26 protein-coding genes, 1 tRNA gene and 1 pseudogene are annotated in these 19,348 nt (G+C 60.9%); 14 read left to right on the top strand and 14 right to left on the bottom strand.

The features are described from left to right. The first annotated feature begins 7 nt into the window (after positions 1 to 7). The 3 genes from L1O02_RS13790 to L1O02_RS13780 all read left to right on the top strand — a co-directional run bounded on the left by L1O02_RS13790 (position 8) and on the right by L1O02_RS13780 (position 2,833). Positions 8 to 1,030: an XdhC family protein gene (locus L1O02_RS13790; RefSeq protein WP_235760088.1), complete on the top strand. Its 1,023-nt coding sequence runs from the start codon at positions 8 to 10 to the stop codon at positions 1,028 to 1,030. Between the two features lie 194 nt (positions 1,031 to 1,224). After that, positions 1,225 to 2,268: a hypothetical protein gene (locus L1O02_RS13785; RefSeq protein WP_235760087.1), complete on the top strand. Its 1,044-nt coding sequence runs from the start codon at positions 1,225 to 1,227 to the stop codon at positions 2,266 to 2,268. Between the two features lie 238 nt (positions 2,269 to 2,506). Further along, positions 2,507 to 2,833, top strand: a complete 327-nt coding sequence (locus L1O02_RS13780) for a DUF2388 domain-containing protein (protein WP_060839627.1) — start codon at positions 2,507 to 2,509, stop codon at positions 2,831 to 2,833. A 573-nt stretch (positions 2,834 to 3,406) separates the two neighbouring features. Here L1O02_RS13780 and L1O02_RS13775 read toward each other — a convergent pair. Beyond that, positions 3,407 to 3,724 (bottom strand): hypothetical protein, encoded by a 318-nt coding sequence (locus L1O02_RS13775; protein ID WP_060839628.1) that lies wholly within the window; start codon positions 3,722 to 3,724, stop codon positions 3,407 to 3,409. Positions 3,725 to 3,844: 120 nt separating this feature from the next. On the opposite strand from L1O02_RS13775, the pseudogene L1O02_RS13770 reads away from it, so the two are divergent. Further along, positions 3,845 to 4,267: pseudogene (locus L1O02_RS13770) on the top strand (hypothetical protein); the annotation flags it as partial. An 83-nt stretch (positions 4,268 to 4,350) separates the two neighbouring features. Here L1O02_RS13770 and L1O02_RS13765 read toward each other — a convergent pair. Further along, positions 4,351 to 4,437 (bottom strand) — tRNA-Leu (locus L1O02_RS13765). 145 nt (positions 4,438 to 4,582) lie between these two features. Between L1O02_RS13765 and L1O02_RS13760 the strand changes: the two genes are divergently transcribed. Next, complete coding sequence (locus L1O02_RS13760) at positions 4,583 to 4,771, top strand: hypothetical protein (RefSeq protein WP_235760086.1); 189 nt, start codon at positions 4,583 to 4,585, stop codon at positions 4,769 to 4,771. A gap of 30 nt (positions 4,772 to 4,801) precedes the next feature. Here the strand turns inward: L1O02_RS13760 and L1O02_RS13755 are convergent, their stop codons facing one another. Together L1O02_RS13755 and L1O02_RS13750 are read right to left on the bottom strand one after the other, a co-directional pair. Continuing rightward, the gene (locus L1O02_RS13755; protein ID WP_235760085.1) at positions 4,802 to 5,020 is read right to left on the bottom strand and encodes a hypothetical protein; all 219 of its coding nucleotides are present in this window, start codon (positions 5,018 to 5,020) and stop codon (positions 4,802 to 4,804) included. Between the two features lie 277 nt (positions 5,021 to 5,297). Beyond that, a complete protein-coding gene (locus tag L1O02_RS13750; protein ID WP_060843856.1) occupies positions 5,298 to 5,561 on the bottom strand; it encodes a DUF1652 domain-containing protein in 264 nt (87 codons plus the stop codon). Positions 5,562 to 5,919: 358 nt separating this feature from the next. Here L1O02_RS13750 and L1O02_RS13745 point away from each other — a divergent pair, with 358 nt between their 5' ends. Further along, the gene (locus L1O02_RS13745; RefSeq protein WP_235760084.1) at positions 5,920 to 6,417 is read left to right on the top strand and encodes an ATP-binding protein; all 498 of its coding nucleotides are present in this window, start codon (positions 5,920 to 5,922) and stop codon (positions 6,415 to 6,417) included. A gap of 562 nt (positions 6,418 to 6,979) precedes the next feature. On the opposite strand, the gene L1O02_RS13740 is transcribed toward L1O02_RS13745, so the two are convergent. Continuing rightward, positions 6,980 to 7,588, bottom strand: a complete 609-nt coding sequence (locus L1O02_RS13740; RefSeq protein ID WP_235760083.1) for an NAD(P)H-dependent oxidoreductase — start codon at positions 7,586 to 7,588, stop codon at positions 6,980 to 6,982. 94 nt (positions 7,589 to 7,682) lie between these two features. Between L1O02_RS13740 and L1O02_RS13735 the strand changes: the two genes are divergently transcribed. From L1O02_RS13735 to L1O02_RS13720, 4 genes are all read left to right on the top strand, one after another. Continuing rightward, positions 7,683 to 8,315, top strand: coding sequence for a TetR/AcrR family transcriptional regulator (locus tag L1O02_RS13735; protein WP_108545473.1), 633 nt, complete (start codon positions 7,683 to 7,685; stop codon positions 8,313 to 8,315). A gap of 58 nt (positions 8,316 to 8,373) precedes the next feature. Continuing rightward, complete coding sequence (locus L1O02_RS13730) at positions 8,374 to 8,910, top strand: hypothetical protein (protein WP_060843859.1); 537 nt, start codon at positions 8,374 to 8,376, stop codon at positions 8,908 to 8,910. A gap of 134 nt (positions 8,911 to 9,044) precedes the next feature. Further along, complete coding sequence (locus L1O02_RS13725; RefSeq protein WP_082729265.1) at positions 9,045 to 9,737, top strand: HAD family hydrolase; 693 nt, start codon at positions 9,045 to 9,047, stop codon at positions 9,735 to 9,737. Between the two features lie 158 nt (positions 9,738 to 9,895). Beyond that, positions 9,896 to 10,813 (top strand): hypothetical protein, encoded by a 918-nt coding sequence (locus tag L1O02_RS13720; protein WP_060839708.1) that lies wholly within the window; start codon positions 9,896 to 9,898, stop codon positions 10,811 to 10,813. On the opposite strand, the gene L1O02_RS13715 is transcribed toward L1O02_RS13720, so the two are convergent. Beyond that, positions 10,800 to 11,285, bottom strand: a complete 486-nt coding sequence (locus tag L1O02_RS13715) for a helix-turn-helix domain-containing protein (protein ID WP_060839709.1) — start codon at positions 11,283 to 11,285, stop codon at positions 10,800 to 10,802. The genes L1O02_RS13720 and L1O02_RS13715 overlap by 14 nt on opposite strands. Before the next feature lie 112 nt (positions 11,286 to 11,397). On the opposite strand from L1O02_RS13715, the gene fabF reads away from it, so the two are divergent. After that, on the top strand, positions 11,398 to 12,666 hold the full coding sequence (fabF, locus tag L1O02_RS13710; RefSeq protein WP_235760082.1) for a beta-ketoacyl-ACP synthase II: 1,269 nt from the start codon (positions 11,398 to 11,400) through the stop codon (positions 12,664 to 12,666). A gap of 66 nt (positions 12,667 to 12,732) precedes the next feature. On the opposite strand, the gene L1O02_RS13705 is transcribed toward fabF, so the two are convergent. The 3 genes from L1O02_RS13705 to L1O02_RS13695 all read right to left on the bottom strand — a co-directional run bounded on the left by L1O02_RS13705 (position 12,733) and on the right by L1O02_RS13695 (position 14,148). After that, positions 12,733 to 13,200, bottom strand: coding sequence for an anti-virulence regulator CigR family protein (locus L1O02_RS13705; RefSeq protein WP_060843862.1), 468 nt, complete (start codon positions 13,198 to 13,200; stop codon positions 12,733 to 12,735). A 141-nt stretch (positions 13,201 to 13,341) separates the two neighbouring features. Next, positions 13,342 to 13,575, bottom strand: a complete 234-nt coding sequence (locus tag L1O02_RS13700) for a YceK/YidQ family lipoprotein (RefSeq protein WP_235760081.1) — start codon at positions 13,573 to 13,575, stop codon at positions 13,342 to 13,344. Between the two features lie 69 nt (positions 13,576 to 13,644). Beyond that, positions 13,645 to 14,148, bottom strand: a complete 504-nt coding sequence (locus tag L1O02_RS13695) for a hypothetical protein (protein WP_235760080.1) — start codon at positions 14,146 to 14,148, stop codon at positions 13,645 to 13,647. A gap of 182 nt (positions 14,149 to 14,330) precedes the next feature. On the opposite strand from L1O02_RS13695, the gene L1O02_RS13690 reads away from it, so the two are divergent. Next, complete coding sequence (locus tag L1O02_RS13690) at positions 14,331 to 14,576, top strand: hypothetical protein (RefSeq protein ID WP_060839714.1); 246 nt, start codon at positions 14,331 to 14,333, stop codon at positions 14,574 to 14,576. 97 nt (positions 14,577 to 14,673) lie between these two features. Here L1O02_RS13690 and L1O02_RS13685 read toward each other — a convergent pair whose 3' ends face one another. Then, a complete protein-coding gene (locus tag L1O02_RS13685; protein ID WP_235760079.1) occupies positions 14,674 to 14,967 on the bottom strand; it encodes a hypothetical protein in 294 nt (97 codons plus the stop codon). Positions 14,968 to 15,084: 117 nt separating this feature from the next. After that, on the bottom strand, positions 15,085 to 16,053 hold the full coding sequence (locus L1O02_RS13680) for a pyridoxal-phosphate dependent enzyme (protein ID WP_060839716.1): 969 nt from the start codon (positions 16,051 to 16,053) through the stop codon (positions 15,085 to 15,087). Between the two features lie 239 nt (positions 16,054 to 16,292). Between L1O02_RS13680 and L1O02_RS13675 the strand changes: the two genes are divergently transcribed. Further along, on the top strand, positions 16,293 to 16,766 hold the full coding sequence (locus L1O02_RS13675; RefSeq protein WP_060839717.1) for a hypothetical protein: 474 nt from the start codon (positions 16,293 to 16,295) through the stop codon (positions 16,764 to 16,766). Positions 16,767 to 16,854: 88 nt separating this feature from the next. Here L1O02_RS13675 and L1O02_RS13670 read toward each other — a convergent pair whose 3' ends face one another. Further along, the gene (locus tag L1O02_RS13670) at positions 16,855 to 16,992 is read right to left on the bottom strand and encodes a hypothetical protein (protein WP_016966878.1); all 138 of its coding nucleotides are present in this window, start codon (positions 16,990 to 16,992) and stop codon (positions 16,855 to 16,857) included. A 61-nt stretch (positions 16,993 to 17,053) separates the two neighbouring features. After that, positions 17,054 to 17,194: a hypothetical protein gene (locus L1O02_RS13665; RefSeq protein ID WP_003083582.1), complete on the bottom strand. Its 141-nt coding sequence runs from the start codon at positions 17,192 to 17,194 to the stop codon at positions 17,054 to 17,056. A gap of 396 nt (positions 17,195 to 17,590) precedes the next feature. On the opposite strand from L1O02_RS13665, the gene L1O02_RS13660 reads away from it, so the two are divergent. Next, on the top strand, positions 17,591 to 17,752 hold the full coding sequence (locus tag L1O02_RS13660; RefSeq protein ID WP_235760078.1) for a DUF2986 domain-containing protein: 162 nt from the start codon (positions 17,591 to 17,593) through the stop codon (positions 17,750 to 17,752). A 16-nt stretch (positions 17,753 to 17,768) separates the two neighbouring features. Here the strand turns inward: L1O02_RS13660 and L1O02_RS13655 are convergent, their stop codons facing one another. Then, positions 17,769 to 19,277, bottom strand: coding sequence for a diguanylate cyclase (locus tag L1O02_RS13655; protein ID WP_060839718.1), 1,509 nt, complete (start codon positions 19,275 to 19,277; stop codon positions 17,769 to 17,771). Positions 19,278 to 19,348 lie beyond the last annotated feature (71 nt).

Below are 19,348 nucleotides of genomic sequence, written 5' to 3'. Positions count from 1 at the left end.
GAGCCGGATGGAAAGCATCGACTTGCAAGTCCTGCGCACCGCACGAGACTGGCGCGCCGCCGCGGAACCGGTGTTGCTGGTCACGGTGGCACGCACCTGGGGCTCCTCACCGCGCCCGGTGGGGTCGATGATGGCCTTGCGTGGGGATGGGCGGGTGGTAGGCAGCGTGTCCGGCGGCTGCATCGAGGACGACTTGATCCATCGCTATTGCACCGTCCATGGCGGCGCCGGGCTCAAGGACGGCGTGCCTGAGGTGGTGCAGTATGGCGTCAGCGCCGACGACGCCCATCGCTTCGGCTTGCCCTGCGGCGGCACCCTGCAGCTGGTTCTCGAATTCAACCCGTCGAGGTCATCGCTGGATGAACTGCTCGCTGCGCTCGACAGCGGACGCCTGATACGTCGGGGCCTGACTCTGGCCAGCAATGAGGTGACGCTGACCGCCACGGCGACACCCGAGCAGTTCAGTTTCGACGGCCGGCAGATGTTCAATACCCTGGGGCCGGCGTATCGGCTGCTGATGATCGGCGCCGGCGCGCTGGCCGAGTATCTGGCCACCATGGCCTTGTTCAACGGCTTCAGGGTCGCGGTTTGCGACCCTCGTCCGGAATACATCGAAACCTGGGCGGTACAGGGCGTGGAGCGCATCATCGGCATGCCCGACGACGTGGTCCGCGACTTTGCCGTCGACCTGAGAACCTGCATCGTCGCCTTGAGCCATGACCCCAAACTCGACGATCTCGCACTCCTCGAAGCCCTCCACGGCCCGGCGTTCTACATCGGCGCCATCGGCTCGCGGCGCAACAGCCAACTGCGCCGCGAACGCCTGATCGAGCATTTTGGTGAAACCCCGGCCTCACTCGAGCGCCTGCACGGACCGATCGGCATCTACATCGGCAGCAAGACACCTGCGGAAATCGCCGTCAGCGTGATGGCCGAGATCCTTGCCGCCAAGAACGGCGCCAGCTTGCCGGGCGCCTTCAGCATCGCCCAGGCCAAGCACGCCATTGAGTCTGTGGCCTTGTCGTCCTAGTCCCCCGCCCCGCCGATTGCCTGCGCGGCGCGGTGGATATCCGCGCTCGGGGTGCAACGTCTGCAGCAGTTGGCGCCGTTTTCCAGCACGTTTGCATGCTGTCCGATAAACGCTGCTGAATATTGTGCTCGTCCCTCAACGCAGTAATATTTCCGCTCCAGCCCCCCATGCCAACGCTTATCAAGGATTGATACATGAGACTGTTCCGGCCGCGTTTTGCCCTCCCCGCCGCGTTGCTGCTTACCCTTTCCCTCTCCGGCTGCATGTCCGATCTCGATTCGGGCGCCTACGGCAGCATGGACGATCCGCGCTACGCGCAGCTGTTGGACCAGGTGGACGCAGCGCTCAAGGCGAACATGGCGGTGGTGCTGGTGGCCGACGTGATGCCACACAAGTCGCTGAGCGATGCACTGACCATGACGCAATGGACGCCGACGGCGATCTGGGAATACGAGAAGGATCCAAAGGTGACCTTCGGCCGCAAGTTCCAGACCAACGCACTGCAGCGAAAACCCGGTGAAACCTATCTGTTCAAGGCCTTCGAAGTGCACATCCTGCCGCCCGGCAAATACCTGCTGACCGGCGGCGATGACTACCAGATCCGCGGCTTGCTCGACCAGATCGGCGCCCGCAGCGGCCCGCCCGGTTCCGGCCGTGGCGCCAACGGCACGGCGTACCTGTCCCCCGAGCTGTATCGCGAGTACTACCGAGAAGAGGTCTGGAAGGACGCCACCTACGGCAGCGAGACCAAGACCGAGACGGTCTGTACCGCCGTGCTCAGGGCGTCGGGAGCCTGCGTGAGCTGGGGTGAACAGCAATATACCCAGACGACCGCGGGCGCACCGGCCGGCTATTACCAACAAACCGACTCGCGCGACGTTCCCGCGATCAAGGTCCAGGCGCGCTTGCCGGTGGACAAGGCGCTCGCCAGCTTCACCCTGCAAGGCGGGCAATTGCTGCTGGCCCCGCGCATGCACCTGAAGACCCCTGGCTACAAGTACCAACAGTCCAAGTGCCGGGCGGTCGATCCGCGGAAGATCGAGTGTCCGCTCGACAACCTGACCATCTACACCTGGCCGGCGCCGATGAGCTTTGCCCAGAATCTCATTGAGCAACGCAGCCTGAGCGAGAAGCACCGGCACCTTTTGTCCAGGCTCCAGCCCATGCAGATCACGCCGCTGGGCAAGCAAGGCATGGAGGATCCCATCTGGGGCGTACCGCTGTCGTTGTCCAGGTAAAGGCGCCCGAAGCCTTCGCGTGGCTCCAGTGGCGCAGCGCCTTCGCCAACGCCAAAAATCATCAAGCGCAACAGATGGAGCCCATGTTCAAGCCCGCGAGTGGTGATGCGGTGAACAACGGCGGGGCGCTGGCCGGCCTCCCCTCCGGGCCCGGTCCAGCGCCGGGCTTCTCGTACCCGCCCACCCTTTTCCCTGTTATGGTTGCGCCCTTCAACCAGATGGCAGGAAGCGATCGGGAATGGATTCAACGAAAACACTGGCAGTGGTTTTGCTGGCATTGGCCAGCACTTCAGTGGTAGCCCACGAGAATAATGATCCCGTCGAAAAAGCGATGTTCATCACGACGGTCGCCCCCCTCCTGACTGTTAGCGGAACCACTGCGCTAACGGTCTACGGCCCGGGAAGCATGAAATCGGCCAAGGCCGACGCGCTCGCATTCATCGGCTCGGATGGCCAGATTCGCGGCGCCCAATTTGAACAAGCCGTGCGCTACTACCACTCGGCCTACGGCCAGCCGCACATGACCGATCAACAGTTGGCCCTGGCCATCGCAACGTTGCCCTGAAGGCCGCCCCCTTGCCCCAGGGCCGACGCGGACCTGCTCACGCGTCATTGCCCTGCTCCACGCTGATCAATGTTGGTCTTTTGCCAGTGCCGCGCCACTTCAGCCCAGGACAGCGCGCCCTCTACCTATCAAAGCCGATCACTCAGTACCGCACTCAACTGCGGGCCGCCTATTCTCATGTCCCACGGCCTGATGACGGTGGAAGGAACAACCACCGTCCAACCCAAAGGACAAATGATGAAATCGCTACCCGTGCCACGGTCAATTGTGGGTGAGTCGCTAGAACTACGCCCGCTGCTGGCCACAGACTTCGAGTCGCTGTACAACGTCGCATCCGATCCCTTGGTTTGGGCCCAGCATCCAAGCCCAATGCGCTATCAGGCACCCGTTTTCCGCGAGTGGTTTGACCAGGCACTTGCTTCACAGTGCGCGCTCGTCGTTCTTGATCGCAGCAACAACCGGGTGGCTGCACCTGTTCAGCGATCAGAAAGCCAGTACGTTGCAAGCGTTCATCCCGGACTGCCAGCGCCGAGCACCACGCTTTGGTCCAGTAACCGTAAATGCACTGTTGGTTCATTGCCCAAGGTTAGGCTGGACGGGAATCAGATCCTGAACTTCTGCGCAAGAGTAGGTGTTGGAATAGTCGTAGAATTTCGGCCTTAATTCGGAGCCGTAGCTCATACATTGGAACGCAGACGAGCCTTTTTGCAAGATTAGAAAGTGAACCGTGCCGACTCTTGCTGGCGACTGGTAGGCGGCTTTGATCTCATAGCCACTGCGTAACAGATCGGTCACCTTTTGAGTTTCCGCCAAGGCCAATGTGCTAGTGACTAGTAGGCCCAGCAGCGAGATGCTCAGGGCATTTTTTGCAATACGATTCGTTCTTGGCATGAATCCGTCATCCGTGAAGGGAAAATGCCAAGTTACCTAAGTTCAACAAAACCGTCACGGCCCAAGCCAGCTGAGTTGTAAAACTCAGCGGACTGGTCACACTCCGACAGGACTGGTCCAGAAAAGTCCAACCAGCGCGAGCTGAAAAACCTACTCGATTTCTTCAATGACCCACCGGCACCGCTCGAGGATATTGAGCCGCAACATGTGCGGCAATATCTATGGGAACGAGGAAAGACCGCGCCGGTTGCGGCCAGGAAAGCGGGCTACAGAGTGAGATCTACTCGGCTTGTAGTGATGGAGGATGGACAGCCTATGACAAAGAGCATGCTGCGAACGCGGTTTGACGACGCTCGCGAAGCCGCCGAAATTTTGAAGTCAGAGTTCCAAATGCGAGACCTGCTGGCCAATGCGGCCACGGACAAAGAAGAATCTACAGGGAGCATTCGCGAGACGCGCGACCAACTTGGACACACCACTGTGAGCATGACAGAGCAGTACATTCGCAGGCGTCGCGGAGCCAAAGTTACGCCGACGAAATAAGCGAATTACGGAAAAGTTTTTTGATTGCGGAAAAAATAACTAAGGGCTTGCATAACATACGTTATGCAAGCCCTTGAAATAGATGGTGCCCGAAGCCGGAATCGAACCGGCACGCCCTTACGAGCGGGGGATTTTAAGTCCCATGCGTCTACCAGTTTCGCCATTCGGGCGGTAGCGCGATCACGCGGCACTGGAGCTGTAAATAGGCATCAGCCCGTCCAGTGCTTGAAGCAGGGAGAGGAATATATACATCCAGCCCAGGTGAAGCAAGAACGGAGTCTGCAAAAAAAACGCTTCTGCGCTCACTAAAACCCAGTGAAAAAGCACGCTAAATCAGGGATCTACAGCATCCGTTCATTTGCCGACAACAAGACCGCCATGCAGCTCGGCCCCCGCGTCGGCGGCGGCAAGACTAACATGGCATCCATAGCTAACCAACTGATTTTTAACGACTTATCATCAAGCGGCAGCGCATTTGAAGCGGGCGTCGGGCTGCGCGGATGAGCGCACGGGGCGTGGCTGGGCAATCAAGGGTCAGGCCTCGGCCGAAAAACTCAGCGATAACTTGAGCTTGAGCGCTTCGTCCTTGGTTGCGGCCTGTTGGCGCTCCAGTTGGGTGGAAAATACTTGCTTTACCACTGGCGTATCGCGAACTTCAGCACCCTTGACTTGCGCAACGCCACGATTGAGTTCCAACACTTTGGACAGTTGGGCGCAGGTGTAATTACCAGGGCGCGTATTGCCGACGTTCATGAAGGCCGTCCTTGATATCGAATCAATCCAGTGGTGCCTGCGATGGCTGGCAAATGGGATATCCCGGACACTGCGTCCGATGCGGCGAACAAGGCAGGGGGGAGGAAACATGGCCTTGGCGCCGATAAAACTCGCCGATTGACCAATGGAGTTCGCCCAGTACACATGACCTCGCCATCCATGAACCGGTAAAGAGTCATAGATACCGGGCGAACGGCATAACGCTATGCGTTCTCAATAACATGTTCAACTGTCAGCAATCACTGGCTGCGCGGATTCAGCCGGCATGATGGGTGAAACCACCGGCAAAGGCCCTGCGCCCGGCCCGCAGTTCGGTGCGCAACTCGCCGATCAGATTGGAAATGTCTCGCACGCTGGTGAGTCCCGCGGTGGAAACCCCGGGTAGCAACAGGTCCACTCGCCCCGTTTCGGCATCGTAGATCTTGATGGTCAGGGCGCCATTGGCAGCCAGGCTGCAGGTGCAGGAAAGGGGGAGAAAGCCGGACTCCAGTATGTGACAAAGCTCGCTGGTGGAGAGCATGGCTGTCTCGCCTGTGTGAGATGGGGTGAGTTTTTCCCGTTGAGGATAGGTCAGCATCTGAGCGTGTGTGTCGAAAAACACACAAGAAATGATAACTGACTCACAGTTCCTCGATGCTATTGCCACCTGCCACCGAGCCTGCAGTCATCGATGGATGTGCACGAATATTTTCTAGGTTTTCGGCCCTCCACTGTGTAAGTTCCAGCCCATGAACCGGAATCTTTGGCATCGGCGCACCGCGATTATTACCACCTGCATCAGCCAGGTGGGCTAGCGGCTGTCCAAACCGCAACCAACCCGCCTCGAAGGCGGGTTCATGACCGCTCTTCTGAGGCACGCCCCCCCCAGGAGACACAACATGAACTCATCGTCCCCCGCCACGCTGCACCTGTTATGCGGCAAGATCGCCTCGGGCAAATCCACCTTGGCCAGTCATCTGGCACAGGCTAGCGGCAGTGTATTGATCAGCGAAGACCAGTGGCTGGCACGGCTGTATCCAGGCCAGATTCACTCGCTCGCGGACTATCTGCAGCATGCCCAACGCCTGAAAGACGTGCTGGAGCCGCTGGTGATCGCCATGCTCCAGGCTGGAACCGATGTCGTACTGGATTTTCCGGCCAACACCCTTGCCCAGCGCGCCGGATTGCGGGCCCTGGCGGATCGGGCCGGAGTCGCCCATCGATTGCACTTTCTGGAGGTGGACGAAGACACCTGTCGCACCCGGCTGCGTGAGCGCAACGAGCGGGGCGACCACCCCTTCAGCACCAGCGAGGAGCAGTTCGCGTTGATCTGCCGCTACTTCGTGCCTCCGCAGGCGGATGAAGGACTGCATATCGTCCTGCACCCCGCGGCCTGATGTTCGACCAACGGGCCCTGCAAGGGGCCCGACTGTCAGTCCGGCAAAGGAAATGTGCCGTGACAATGGGCGGCGAGGTCAAATTTCAGGCAAAAAAAAGCCCAAGTAGCTGATGGACACTTGGGACTAAAAATGCATAAACCGTGGTAGGTGAACGCAGGGCTATAGTAACGGAACAGTACATTCTGTAACAAGATATTTTGAGAAAAAAAACGCAAATATAATCACCTAAGTCATTAAATATCCACACTTTTTTTGAGTCTTTGGTTTTTTCAGGCCCGCTCTCCAATGCTTTTTCCTGGTGAAAGGCGACTCCGCGCAAGCGCCCCCAGGCTTAAACAAAAGTGCGCTGAAAATTCACAGAATCGCAACAGACAGACGTGCCTGCCCATCATAAATTGCCGGCACCGTTCTCAATGGTGTGCGCTGGTATGAATGACTTTCTCGACGCCCTGCCCCTGGTGCTCTGCCTGACCACCTTTGCCTGGTGCTGCTGGGGCTGAAGACCTCAATCCCATCGACCACGTCCCCTGCATTGCCCCTCCCACGCCGCCTTTCACCTTCACGCCGACTCGCTTGCCTGGCTGACGCTGAACAGTGCCTGTCCGAGCGCGTGCGCCTGTTCCAGAGCCGGGATCACCTCGCCGCCCTCAGAATCAAAGAGCAATTGCGAGCTCAGCACTCGGGCTCCGCAGTAGTCGAAGATGCCGTGATCGATCTGGGTCTGCATCGCCTGCCGATAACCATGCCGCTCATAGGTACCGGCATCGGCCCCAGCCACACCCAACAGGTGCACCTGCAACTGCCCGAGTTTCTTCACCAGTTTGGCGTCAGCTCGAAAATCGAAGGCCCAGCCATTGGCGAAAACCCGATCGATCCACCCCTTGAGCAACGCCGGCATGGACCACCAGTACACCGGATAGACCAGCACCAGTGCGTCGGCACGGTCGATACGCGCCTGTTCGGCGAGCACATCCGCAGGAGGCGGCAGCTGAGTGCGATGCACCGCGATATCGGCGGCGGTGAAACGCGGGTCAAATCCTTCAGCCCACAGATCGGCAATCTCGCAGGAATGTTCGCAAGAGCGCCCCAGCCCCTCGGCAATCTTCCGCGCGAGACTGTGGGTCAGGGACTTGGGGTCGTGATGAGCGACCACGATGAGAGCGTGCATGACGAGTACTCCAAAGGACGGATTGCGCAGGATGAACCGGGATCTATATACTTTTAGTAAGTTACGTCTTTTAAGTTACCTTTGGTATATAAGCATGTCAAGCCGCCAGAAATCCGCCCCGGCCTCGGTACCGCGACGCCGCCTGTCCCGGGAACAGCGCCTGCAACAGTTGATGGCCGTGGCCTGGCAAATTGTCCGCGAGCACGGCACCGAAGCCCTGACGTTGGGCCACCTGGCGGAACAGGCCGAGGTCACCAAGCCGGTGGTCTACGATCATTTCGCCACCCGCGCAGTGCTCCTGGCGACGCTCTATGAGGATTTCGACCAGCGCCAGACCGCGCTGATGGATCAGGCCCTGGAAGCCTGCGAACCGACCCTGGCCGCCCGCGCCGCGGTCATCGCCAGCTCTTATGTGGAGTGCGTGCTGCTGCAGGGCCGGGAAATACCGGGGGTCATCGCGGCCCTGGCCAGCTCACCGGAACTGGAGGCCATCAAGCGCGACTACCAACGGCTATTTTTGGAAAAATGCCGCGCCAACCTGGAGCCCTTCGCCGCCGGTGCCAGGCTGACCACGGCCGGCTTGCGGGCAATGCTCGGTGCCGCCGAAGCGCTCTCTCACGCGGCGGCGCTGGGAGAAATCAGCCCCGAACACGCCCAGGAAGAACTGCGCGCCACCATCGTGGCCATGGTTGAAAGAGCGCGCAGCCGCGCCGCCACTGCGAACTAACACGGTTATCCGGACATTGACGACCGCGTTCAGGCGACGGTCCTACAAGGAAGAGGCAATGCTTCTGACCCGCCTGCAACCTCTGGATGAACTGCTCCAGCGCCATCGCCCGGCGCTGGGCAAGGACTTCATCGGCTATCGCAACCATGTGTACCGAGTCATCAACTTCTGCAATCTGCTGATCGACGCCAACGCCCAGCAGTTGGAAAAACTGGCCATCGCCGGCGCCTTCCACGACCTGGGGATCTGGACCGCCAGCACCTTTGACTACCTGCCTCCCTCACTACAGCTGGCCGAGGCCCATCTGGATGAAATCGCCAGGCCCGAATGGAAAAGCGAAGTGCTGGCGATGATCGAACTGCACCACAAGATCGGTGCCGCCACGGCGCATCCAGGCAGCCTGGTGGAGAGCTTCCGGCGGGCCGACTGGATCGATGTCTCCCTGGGGCTGATCAGTTTCGGCATCCCGCGGGACGCACGGCGGCAGGTCTTTTCGGCGTTTCCTGACGCGGGCTTTCATCTGCGGCTGGTTCAATTGTCCGCCAAGCAATGCCTGACTCGCCCCTGGAAGCCCCTCCCCATGCTGCGCTGGTGAATCACCGGCGATCCGCACCCGGCCGGCAGCAAGGCGTAAACTGCTGCCAACCCTGGCACTCCCGGCGGCCCCACCAACAGGCCGCCCCAACCACCGAGAACAGCATGCCGCCCCACTCCCCTGCGCCCACGCCCATGATTCCCTCGACGGCAGACGGTCAAACGCCTGCGCCCACCCTGGACACCCTGGCCGTGGACGCCGATGCCGCCCAGGTGCTCTCGGTATTCGACTTTGACGGCACCCTCACCCGCCATGACAGCTTCGTGCCCTTCCTGCGGTTTGCCTTCGGCAAGCAGCGCTTCAACCGGCAAATACTCAGACTGGCCTTGCCCAGTCTGGAGTATCTGGCCCGGCGGATGGACCGCGACCAGCTCAAGGCGCAACTGATCCGCACCTTTCTGACCGGTGTCGAGGCGACATGGGTGCAACAACAGGCCGAAGCGTTCTGCCGGCGATCCTGGAGCCGGCTGATGCGTCCAAACGGTCTGCAGGCAGTGGCCGACGAACTGCGCTCCGGTGCGCGGGTGACCCTGTGCTCGGCCTCGCCGGCCCTGGTCCTGCAACCTTTTGCCACGCGCCTGGGGGTCCAACTGATCGGCACCGAACTGGAGGTGGTCGACGGCGTGCTGACCGGGCATATCACAGGTGGCAATTGCCGTTGCCAGAACAAGGTACTGCGCCTGGAAAGCGTCTACGGCCCATTGAGCCAATACCGTGTCCGGGCCTGGGGCGATACCCGGGGTGACCACGAGCTACTGGCAGCGGCCCAGGACCCTCACTGGCGCCACTTCCACCCGAGCTGGCGCCGCGGGCAACCTCCTCGCTGACGCCCCCGGCACCCGACCAACGGCCGGTCGCCCGCACCAGGATTCGCTATACCCAAGAGCAGGCGCCGGGACGCTCGCCAAAAGCCCCACCGCCCGTACAAAAGCGGCTCACGCAGACCAGGACATGAGCCGCCCACACAGGGAGAGGGCCTGCCACCGTGAAAGCTCATGCTTATCTGCTGCGTACCCTGGCCGTGCTGCTGGCGGCCATCGTCCCCGCGGTGATCCTCCTCGGTCATACCCGCCCCACCACCTACCCGCCGTTTGCCCCCCACCTCGACTGGCCTCGACTGGGCGCCTGGGGCTGCTGCCTGCTGGGCCTGGCCGCGCTGTTCGTGCTGGCCGGCCTGCGCATTCGCGGACGCGTCCTCGGGGTACTGATAGACGAGCGCAATCGCTACTCGCTGTCGCGTCTGCAGATGAGCCTGTGGACCCTGCTGGTGCTGGCCACCTTGTACACGGTGTACATCGCGAACATTGTCCGCGGCGATGCCACCACGGCGCTGATGGTGGATCTGGACTACAACCTGATCACGTTGATGGGGTTCAGCCTGGCCAGTTTTGTCAGCGCGCCCATGGCCCTGAGCCGTAAAGCCGAGCAACCTACCGACAGCGGAGCGCTGGCCAGCACCGGCCAGCAGTTGCTCGACAGCCAGAACCTCGCTTCCATGCCATCGGCCAATGGCCAGGTGTTGATGAAGGGTAATCCGCAGGATGCGCGACTGGCCGATCTGATTCGCGGTGAAGACGTGAGCAACGGCACCATCGTCGACCTGCCGCGCCTGCAGATGCTGCTGATCACCCTGGTGGTGATCCTGGTGTATGGGGCAGCCGTCGGTCATAGCCTGGGGTCCGGCTACTGGGTTCTGCAGGACTTGCCGAAACTGCACACCACCCTGCTGTTGCTGGCCCTGATCAGCCACAGCGGCTACGTGGTCGGCAAACTGATCCCCACGAGCCCGAACCCTGCCGCGAGCGGTCCCATGCCGGCCATCGAGTCTCAGCAACCGGCGCCCCAAGCTGAGGCGGGCGCGGCGCAGAATCAGCCCGCCCCCGGCGCGCTCAATCCGTCATAGACGCAAAGCGCTGGCGCATGCTGGCACTGGCGGCGGGCCCGGCTTGCACGGTGCAATCCTGCAACGCCACCAGATGCCCGTCGACCCTATCCGCCATGACCGGGTGCACAGGTCGTCCGCTTTCACGCTCGATCAGTTGCACGCTCTCGCCTTCGGGAGCGAAGTGGCGGTTGCCCCATGCCACGAACGCCAGCAACACCACGCGAAAGTCCTCGCCCTTGGCGGTCGGCACATATTCATGGCGCAAGGGCCGCTCGCTGTAGGCGCGGCGCTCCAGCAACCCGGCCTCCACCAGGGCGTTCAGGCGCCGGGTCAGCATGTTCGGGGCAATGTCCAGGCTGCGGGAGAACTCGTCGAAACGCCTCAAGCCATGCAGCGCGTCGCGCATGATCAAGATGCTCCACCACTCGCCAACCCGCTCCAGGCTCCTGGCGATCGGACATTCGGCTTCGATCAGACTTTTTCGTTGCATGACGGGCTCCTGCAGTGCACCTCGGTTTTTGTGGATTCGAATGTTACTTTCATGATGATAGTATCGTCCACGTTTCGTTGTTCCCCCAAACAAGCGAAGGAGCAGGACCCGTATGAGTAAACGCATCGTAGTCACCGGCATGGGCGCAATCACTCCCCTGGGCTGTGGCGTCGAGCAAGTCTGGCAACGCCTGCTGGCGGGGCAGTCCGGCATCCGTCAACTGCCGGAGGAGTTCATCCAGGGCCTGTCCACCACCATTGGCGGCCAGGTGCCCGACTCGCTGCAGGATCCGCAGGCCGGCTTCGATCCGGACCGTCTGCTGACGCCCAAGGAACAGCGCAAGATGGACCGCTTCATTCTCTTTGCCCTGGCCGCGGCGGAAGAAGCCCTGGCCCAGGCGCAGTGGAAACCCGATAACGCCGCCGCCCAGGAACGGACCGCCACCATCATTGCCTCGGGAGTCGGAGGCTTCCCGGCCATTGCCGATGCCGTGCGCACCAGCGACAGCAAAGGCCCGCGGCGTCTGTCGCCGTTCACCATTCCATCATTCCTGAGCAATATGGCCGCCGGCCACGTTTCGATCCGCCACGGCCTCAAGGGACCGCTGGGAGCGCCTGTCACTGCCTGCGCCGCCGGGGTGCAGGCCATCGGTGACGCGGCACGAATGATCCGCGCCGGAGAAATCGATATCGCCGTCTGTGGCGGAGCGGAAGCGGCGATTCACCAGGTCAGCCTGGCCGGCTTCGCCGCTGCACGTGCCTTGTCCAGCGATTACAACGACACGCCGGAGCGTGCCTCACGCCCCTTCGATCAGGCCCGGGACGGGTTTGTCATGGGCGAAGGCGCCGGTCTGCTGGTCATCGAGGAGCTGGAGCATGCCCTGGCCCGAGGCGCGCAACCCATCGCCGAACTGGTGGGCTATGGCACCAGCGCCGACGCCTACCACATGACTGCCGGTCCGGAAGATGGCGACGGCGCCCGGCGCGCCATGCAGCAGGCACTGAGTCAGGCCGGCGTCCAGCCTGCCCAGGTACAGCACCTGAATGCCCATGCCACTTCCACCCCCGTGGGCGACAAAGGCGAGCTGGCAGCGATCAGGAGCGTATTTGGCAGCGGCCGTGGCCCGGCCATCAGCGCCACCAAATCCGCCACTGGCCATTTGCTGGGCGCGGCCGGCGGGATCGAGGCGATCTTTACCATTCTCGCCTTGCGCGACCAGATCGCCCCGGCCACGCTCAACCTGGAAACCCCCGACCACGACGCTGCGGGACTTGACCTGGTCAGCGGCCAGGCACGTCAGGTGGCCATGCAATACGCCTTGTCCAATGGATTCGGTTTTGGCGGGGTCAATGCCAGCGTGCTGTTCAAGCGCTGGGAATAACCGTCGAACCGGCGGGCCCCATGTCGAGGTTGCAGCCGCGATGGGCTGAAACCTCGACAGCCTTCCTCAGTTCAAGACGTCATTCAGCACTTCGTAGATGATCCCGCTGGCAATGGCCACCAGGATCAGGTCTGTTCCGGCCTGTCGCCATTCGTAACCGTCGTAGCGAGGCAGTTGGCCAAGCAGCCGGCTGTCGAGTTTCTTGGCGATTCCCGGAGGAAGAGGCTTGCCACGGGCCAGGTTCTTCTGGATGCCGGGAGGCAATGCCGGGCCAGGACTCCAATAATCACGATGCCCGCCGAGAATACCCACGACACCGCCACGATCGATGCTGGGGCCGTGCTGCCAATCCTCGGACGCGGACTTTTTACCTTTGCCGTGTCCGTTCTGGTTGCCGTGCCCGTGTTCATCGGCGGAGTCAGACCTGGAATGGCCCTGGCCCTTACCACCGCCCGGGTCGGCCAAGACCAGAGGAGAAGCCGTGATCAGGAAAAGACAGGCAAGAGTGGTAACCAGCCGATTGGACTTGTGCATATCAATGCTCTTCAGAAGGCTTCTGTCACACTCCAATGTAGACGGCATTGCACCTCGAAGGAGCCCGCAGATCAGTTGGCAAAGCGCTTTCACACAGTAGCGGCTCCCCATTCACAGCGGCACACTGTCTGCCCTCACGTATCAAAGCGAGCAGCTGTACTGATGCTCAAAAGGAAACATCAGCGTATCCACCACGCCGGAAAACGGTGCATCCAGCGCCAGCAATGGCCAGAGCACTCCGTTGTTTTCCTTCGCCAGGGCCCAGTCTATGCGCACGCCGATATAGGGACAGGTGTAGGGAGTGGTACGGGCAATCAAGGCCGTGCACCCATTGAGCCCCAGGGCCAGGACCAGCAACAACAGACTTCGCAACACGTAACATCCTTATTAATTGCATCGGCAAGCGCCCTCGGCGCTGCATGGCCGAGGCGGCACTGAACACGCTCAAGCCTTGTAGTCGCAATGGATCTGCAGGCTTTCCGTAGGGTTGCGGTGGATCTCGAAGCCACATTGCCTCAGGGTTTCCTTGACTTCATCAACCACCGCCGCGTAACGCGCCTGGCGCCGGTTCTGGCGCGCCGGCGAAGTGAAGACGCCCAGTGGCAGGAAACGCAAGCGCTTGCCGTCGAGGACGATCGACACATCGACATGAGCGCCATCCACATCGTGGCCGTTGGAGCCGAAGATGTCCTCAAGTTCCTGCTTGCGTTGCGGATAACACCAGCAGAACAGGCGGATGCCCAGCCAGCGTGACAGGCTCCTGAAAGCGCCCAGGTAGCTGCTTTTGTGCTCGTAACCACGGGTCACCAGCAGTTGCACAGAGCACGGCAGCCTGGACTGAACCTCAAGTAGTTGTGCAAAGGCCCGGTGGTCCACCATGACCCTTGAGGACGGCCAGCGCGGCCCTATCCTCAGGCCCTGGTGGTTGCCCTTTGTCAGTATCAGCATGCCGATCGAACCTGATTGTTACGCGGGCCCGAATGGTACACACAGCGGCCTCCGGGTGCAGGAAATTCACCGCACAAAAACCGCCGCCACCGCGCTCGCACAGTGACAGCCCGGCGGCGGTTTAGTTAAAATAGTGATGGCTCATAGCCATTATTGTTGATCACAGTGACCGCAGAGGTTGTATGTACGATTTAACGAGTCTGGTCATTGTCGATAGCCCGTTTGGCTTGAATGTCCTGCAAGTCACCGCCGACCTGGTGGCCGGCGCGCTGGAGGAGCTGCTGCAAAATTGCGCAGGCGGCGCCAGCATCACCCAGAAACTCGACTACTCCATCCTGAGCCTCTATCAGGACAAGCTCGAAGCGGCCATTCGCGACACGAGCCTGCCGGCGCTGCCCATGCTCAGTGCCACCGACAGCCTTTGCTGATTCGTCACCAGTGGTGGATGGCCGCTCTGGCCATCCTCTCGGCGCCACAGCGCGACGCGGGGAGAGCCCCGGCACACTGTCGGGACACCCTCGCCCTTCAGCCGAATACCATCATCAGGTACCAGATGACAAAGCCTGCTGACACCACGCTATGAAGAATCAACAGGTCGCGCATTCCAGTTGTCCTGCCGCTGACCAGCCAATAAGCGAAGACCAGCGGGTAGCACAGCAGGCAGGTGATCCCCAGCGCCATGATCGCCAGGACTGCACCAAGGCCCGGGAAGGACCCTGCGGGCACAGCCAAACAGCCCACGAAGGCGATGCCGCCTAACGCCACGATGATGAACAAGAAGGCAACGATCACGCGCTGCATGTCGGTTCGGTTGTCCATGCTTCTGTGCTTTCAGTTCTTTGGCCGGGATGAGCTTGACGCCACAGGATCGGCCCGACGGGCCATAAATGGCCCGAAACGCCGCTCCTGATGCAAGGAAAAATACTTGGGGGAGGCTCAGGATATTCCCGCGTAGGCAGCCCACTTCGTCATGTCTTGCAGGGATATGTTGCCGCCACAGACCACCAGACCGATGACCGCGTCCTCAGGCAGCGTCGGCGCAGTGGCCAGCATGGCCGGAACCAGCGCTCCGCAAGCCAGTTCAACCCATTGCCTGGCGTCCTGGGCGAAGCAAACCATGCCCTTGATCGCGTCATGGTCAGAAACCACGACCACGTCTTCCAGATAGTGACGAGCGTGGGCAAACATCAGCTCATCGATGATGGGAACACCCAGGGTCGAGACGACAGAACTGATGTCCACGTCCACCGGTTTGCCTGCCTGCAACGCCTGATGCATGGAGCTTGCGCCGGCGGTCTCGACACCCCAGACACGGATCTCGGGCTTGATCGCCTTCAACGCCGTGGCCACTCCCGCCAGCATCGCCCCGCCACCCACCGCGACGAATACGTCGGTCAGGGACGGGCAGTCGGCAATGAACTCAAGGGCCAGGGTTCCATGCCCCTCGGCGATCAGGGTGTCGGCGCAATCGTCGATAACCACATAGCCCTCTTCCTCAAGCGCCTTGGCCCGGGCAAATGCGCCATGAACGTCTTTTTCGATCAGCACCGAACTGCCACTGGCGCGAATTCGCTCGACCGATGAGGAAGGCGCGCTCTCGGGCATGATGACCGTGACCTTGGCGCCAAAGCTCCTGGCCGCCTCGCCGATGGCAATCCCGAAATTGCCGCCGCTGACGGCAACGAAATGGTTGTCGCCGAGATTCTCGGCAAACGCCGAAAACTTGTTGAGTACGCCACGGGCCTTGAACGAACCCCCGACCTGCATGTTTTCCAGCTTGAGAAACACCGGCCGCCGCGCCTTGTCGCTGAGCACCAAACTGTTGACCGTCGGCGTGCGAGTTACCGATCCATCAATCCGTTGCGCCGCTGCAACGATGGATTTGAAATCAATGAGCTGAGTCATCTGGGGCCACTTTCCTTGGATTGAGATGCACGGAACTCCCAACGTCCGCGCCTGGCCGGCTGGGTTGCAGACTGTCGCCGACCCCGGTGAAAACTACAGGACAACCGTGGCTGCGCGCCACACCTTGAGCGGCTTCGCTCGATCGTTCAGCAACGGGAGGCCGCACGTAAGCGGTGTTTGCATAGGCTGCATGCCCAGGTGGTAGGCTAGCCGCCCTCCACCACCAGGAAGGTTTTCCAGTGACGCCCATCATCTGCGCCAATGAGTTCGACATCTGCGTCTCAATGCCCGACTTCGTCACCTGGGTCGAAGACCGGCACCTGCCCAACGCCGACCTGGCGGCAGCATTGAGTACCCTGGGCATCGCCCTCGACATTGGCCAGCTATACACCCGCTACTTCGATGACACCCCGGTCGGTACGGGTGATGTGCATGTCTATCCGAGTACTGGGAGTCAGAGCCTGTTGGTCATCGATCTGTACCGAGACCCCACCGACCAACTGGATATCGTCAGCGTCTCGTTGAAGATAGAGCCTGCGCTGCTGCCTCTGGCCCTGCCATTGCTGCGAGGGTTTTTCGACGCTGCCGAATGCCAGGTCGCCTTCAGGCAATCCAGCCACTCACAGCAGTTGCGCTCGCTGATCGATGAAAGCCGCTACCCGGCCCCGAGCGAGGAAAGTGGCTATCACCAGCAATTGATTGCCCACTTGTAAAGCACTTGTCGGAGATGCTTCGGCACCTGCCGGTCTACCAGCTGAGCAGGCAGACCCGATCGGCGCCGGGCCTGCCGTAGCCACTATCTCAAGGGCATTCGCAGGTCGATGGACCGAATACCGGACCGCTGCACGGATCCTTGGATGGGCCGAACACCGGGCACGAGGCCTGGGCAGTCAGGGAGAAACCCCACAGCAGCAATACCGCCAACAATACTTTCTTCATTTGCGACCTCCTGGTCAGTCATCCAATCGTCCATGTGCCCTGGCGAGGGCACGGACAGTCATCAAGGGCACTCGCAGACCGTCGGGCCGAGCACCGGACCGGCACAGGGATCTTCCCCAGGCCCGAGCACCGCGCAGTCCGCCTGCGCTGTCAGCGAGAACATCCACAGCAGCAACGACGCCGCCAGCATTTTTCTTTTCAACCTGACCTCCTTGGTCGAGACAATGATCACGATCCGCGCTTTCCCCTTGTTTCAGGGGGCGGATGCACGCCCTTGGCAAGGCGCGCTGCAACTCCCGCCAGCACTCCCGCCAGCGGGCCCGAAACAGCAAAGACCACAGCCTGCGATTGCGCCAGTGCGGCACAGTGTCACGCCACAGGCCATCTGCCCCGACCGGGACATGGGGCCCTCTTTGTCACCTTCAACACCCAAGGTCGCGACATCATCACCTGGGCCTGCGTGATCGACGGCAAGGACCAGAACTGCCGAACAGACCTGGGCCGCCAGCCAACCCGGTGCGCCCCGTACTCGGCACGGGTGAACGGCCCAATCCCCTTAGCTGATATCATCCGGCAACTTATCCGCCGAGTAACAACGATGAATCGCCGCAAGAAAATAAACCAACTGCTGAAGGCCAACGCCAAGAAGGCCAGCGCCAAACTGGCACCGAAAAAGAAGTCGACCTACATCAGCAAGGCCGACCGATTGAAACTGGCGGCTGAAGCCACTCAAGACCCGGCTATGGTCTCCGACAGCTGAACCTGCCTGGCAGCGCCTACTCCACCTTCGCCTCGGCAAAGCGGTTACGTCCCGATGCCTTGGCAATGTACAGCGCCTGATCTGCCGCCTCGATCAGTCCTTGCAAGTGATTCAGTTCCGCGCCCGTGGCGGCCGCAATGCCAATGCTGACACTCACACGTCCCAACGGGCTGGAGGTGTGCGCAATGTTCTCCTGCTCCAAGCGACTGAGAATAAGTTGCGCCACTATCCTGGCACCGTCGCTGTCGGTATCCGGCATGATGACGCCCATCTCCTCGCCGCCATAACGGGCCACCAGATCCGACGGCCGTCGCACACACTCCTCCAGGACTCTGCCAACCGCCTGCAAGCAGGCGTCTCCGGCTACGTGCCCGAGCGAATCGTTAAACAGTTTGAAATGGTCGATATCAATCATCATCAAAGCCAAGGAGGCATTGGCACGTTGTGCACGTCGCGCTTCAGTGGCAAGGCTCTCGTCGAAGCAGCGCCGATTGGCCAGCCCCGTCAGGGGATCCTTCATGGCCAGCAACTCCAGCTGGCGATTGGATGAGAGCAACTGCTGCTGGGCGCCTCGCAACTGGCCTTCAACCTCGGTTCGCCGGCGAATATCCAGGATCAAGAAGCAACCGATCAGCGCGGTAAGCCCCAGCAGCCCCGCCACTACGACCGTCGACAACAGCGCCTCCATACGCCACGCGGCAAGGGCCTCTCGCTTGCCGAGTGCAACGGTCGTGATCAGAGGCAGCCGGTCACTCTTGCGAAAGGCATAAAGGCGTTCGACACCGTCCAGGCTGGAGGTAAACGACGCGGTACCGACGGATCGATCCACAAGGTACTTGGCATAGATCGGCGACTTGGAAAAGTTGCGCCCCATATCCTGCTCACGGAAGGGATAGCGAACCAGCAACGTACCATCGGTATTGGACAAGCCGATGGCCCCCTCCTGCCCGACATCGATCTTGCCGAACAACCGCAGGAAGTTTTCGATCCCCAAGGTCACCGCCACCACTCCGGCAAACTCGCCGCGCGGATCATTGAAACGCCGACTGAGGGTGATCACCCACTCCTGATTGGTACGGCTCTGGATGGGCGGCCCTATAAAGGTCTCACGGGATGGATCGTCGCGATGATGAATGAAATAAGCCCGATCACTGCTGTTCGCCCCGGCAGGAATGGGCCGATTGGAAGACATCAACCAACGGCCCTGATTATCGTAGATGGTGACGCCACTGAGCTGTGGCATCAGCGACTCTTGCCGGCGGATCAACTTACTCAGGCGCTGAATCTGTGTGGGGCCGCTCCCTTCGGTTTCCAGGCGCTCGACGAGCCCGAGCAAAAGCGCCGAGCTTTGGCGGACAATGCCTTCGGAGTAGGTAGCCAGCGCCTGGGTCAGATTCAAGCTATGGACATTCACATCCCTCAATACCTGCTCTCGAGATGCCCACACTTTCCAGACAGTCAATGACGCCAGGGAGCAACCAACGACCAACAGCAACAGCACAACCAAGCGTGTGTCACGCTTCACGTTCCCACCTTATGGATAGTACGGTTCAAGTTCTAGTGTAGCGATTGTAATAGATAGGTAAAAATTTAAAC

The sequence above is a fragment of the Pseudomonas sp. BC42 genome, from assembly GCF_021560055.1.
GTDB lineage: Bacteria > Pseudomonadota > Gammaproteobacteria > Pseudomonadales > Pseudomonadaceae > Aquipseudomonas.
Note: the sequence above shows the minus strand (reverse complement) of the source record. Positions and strands in the feature narration are given on the sequence as shown.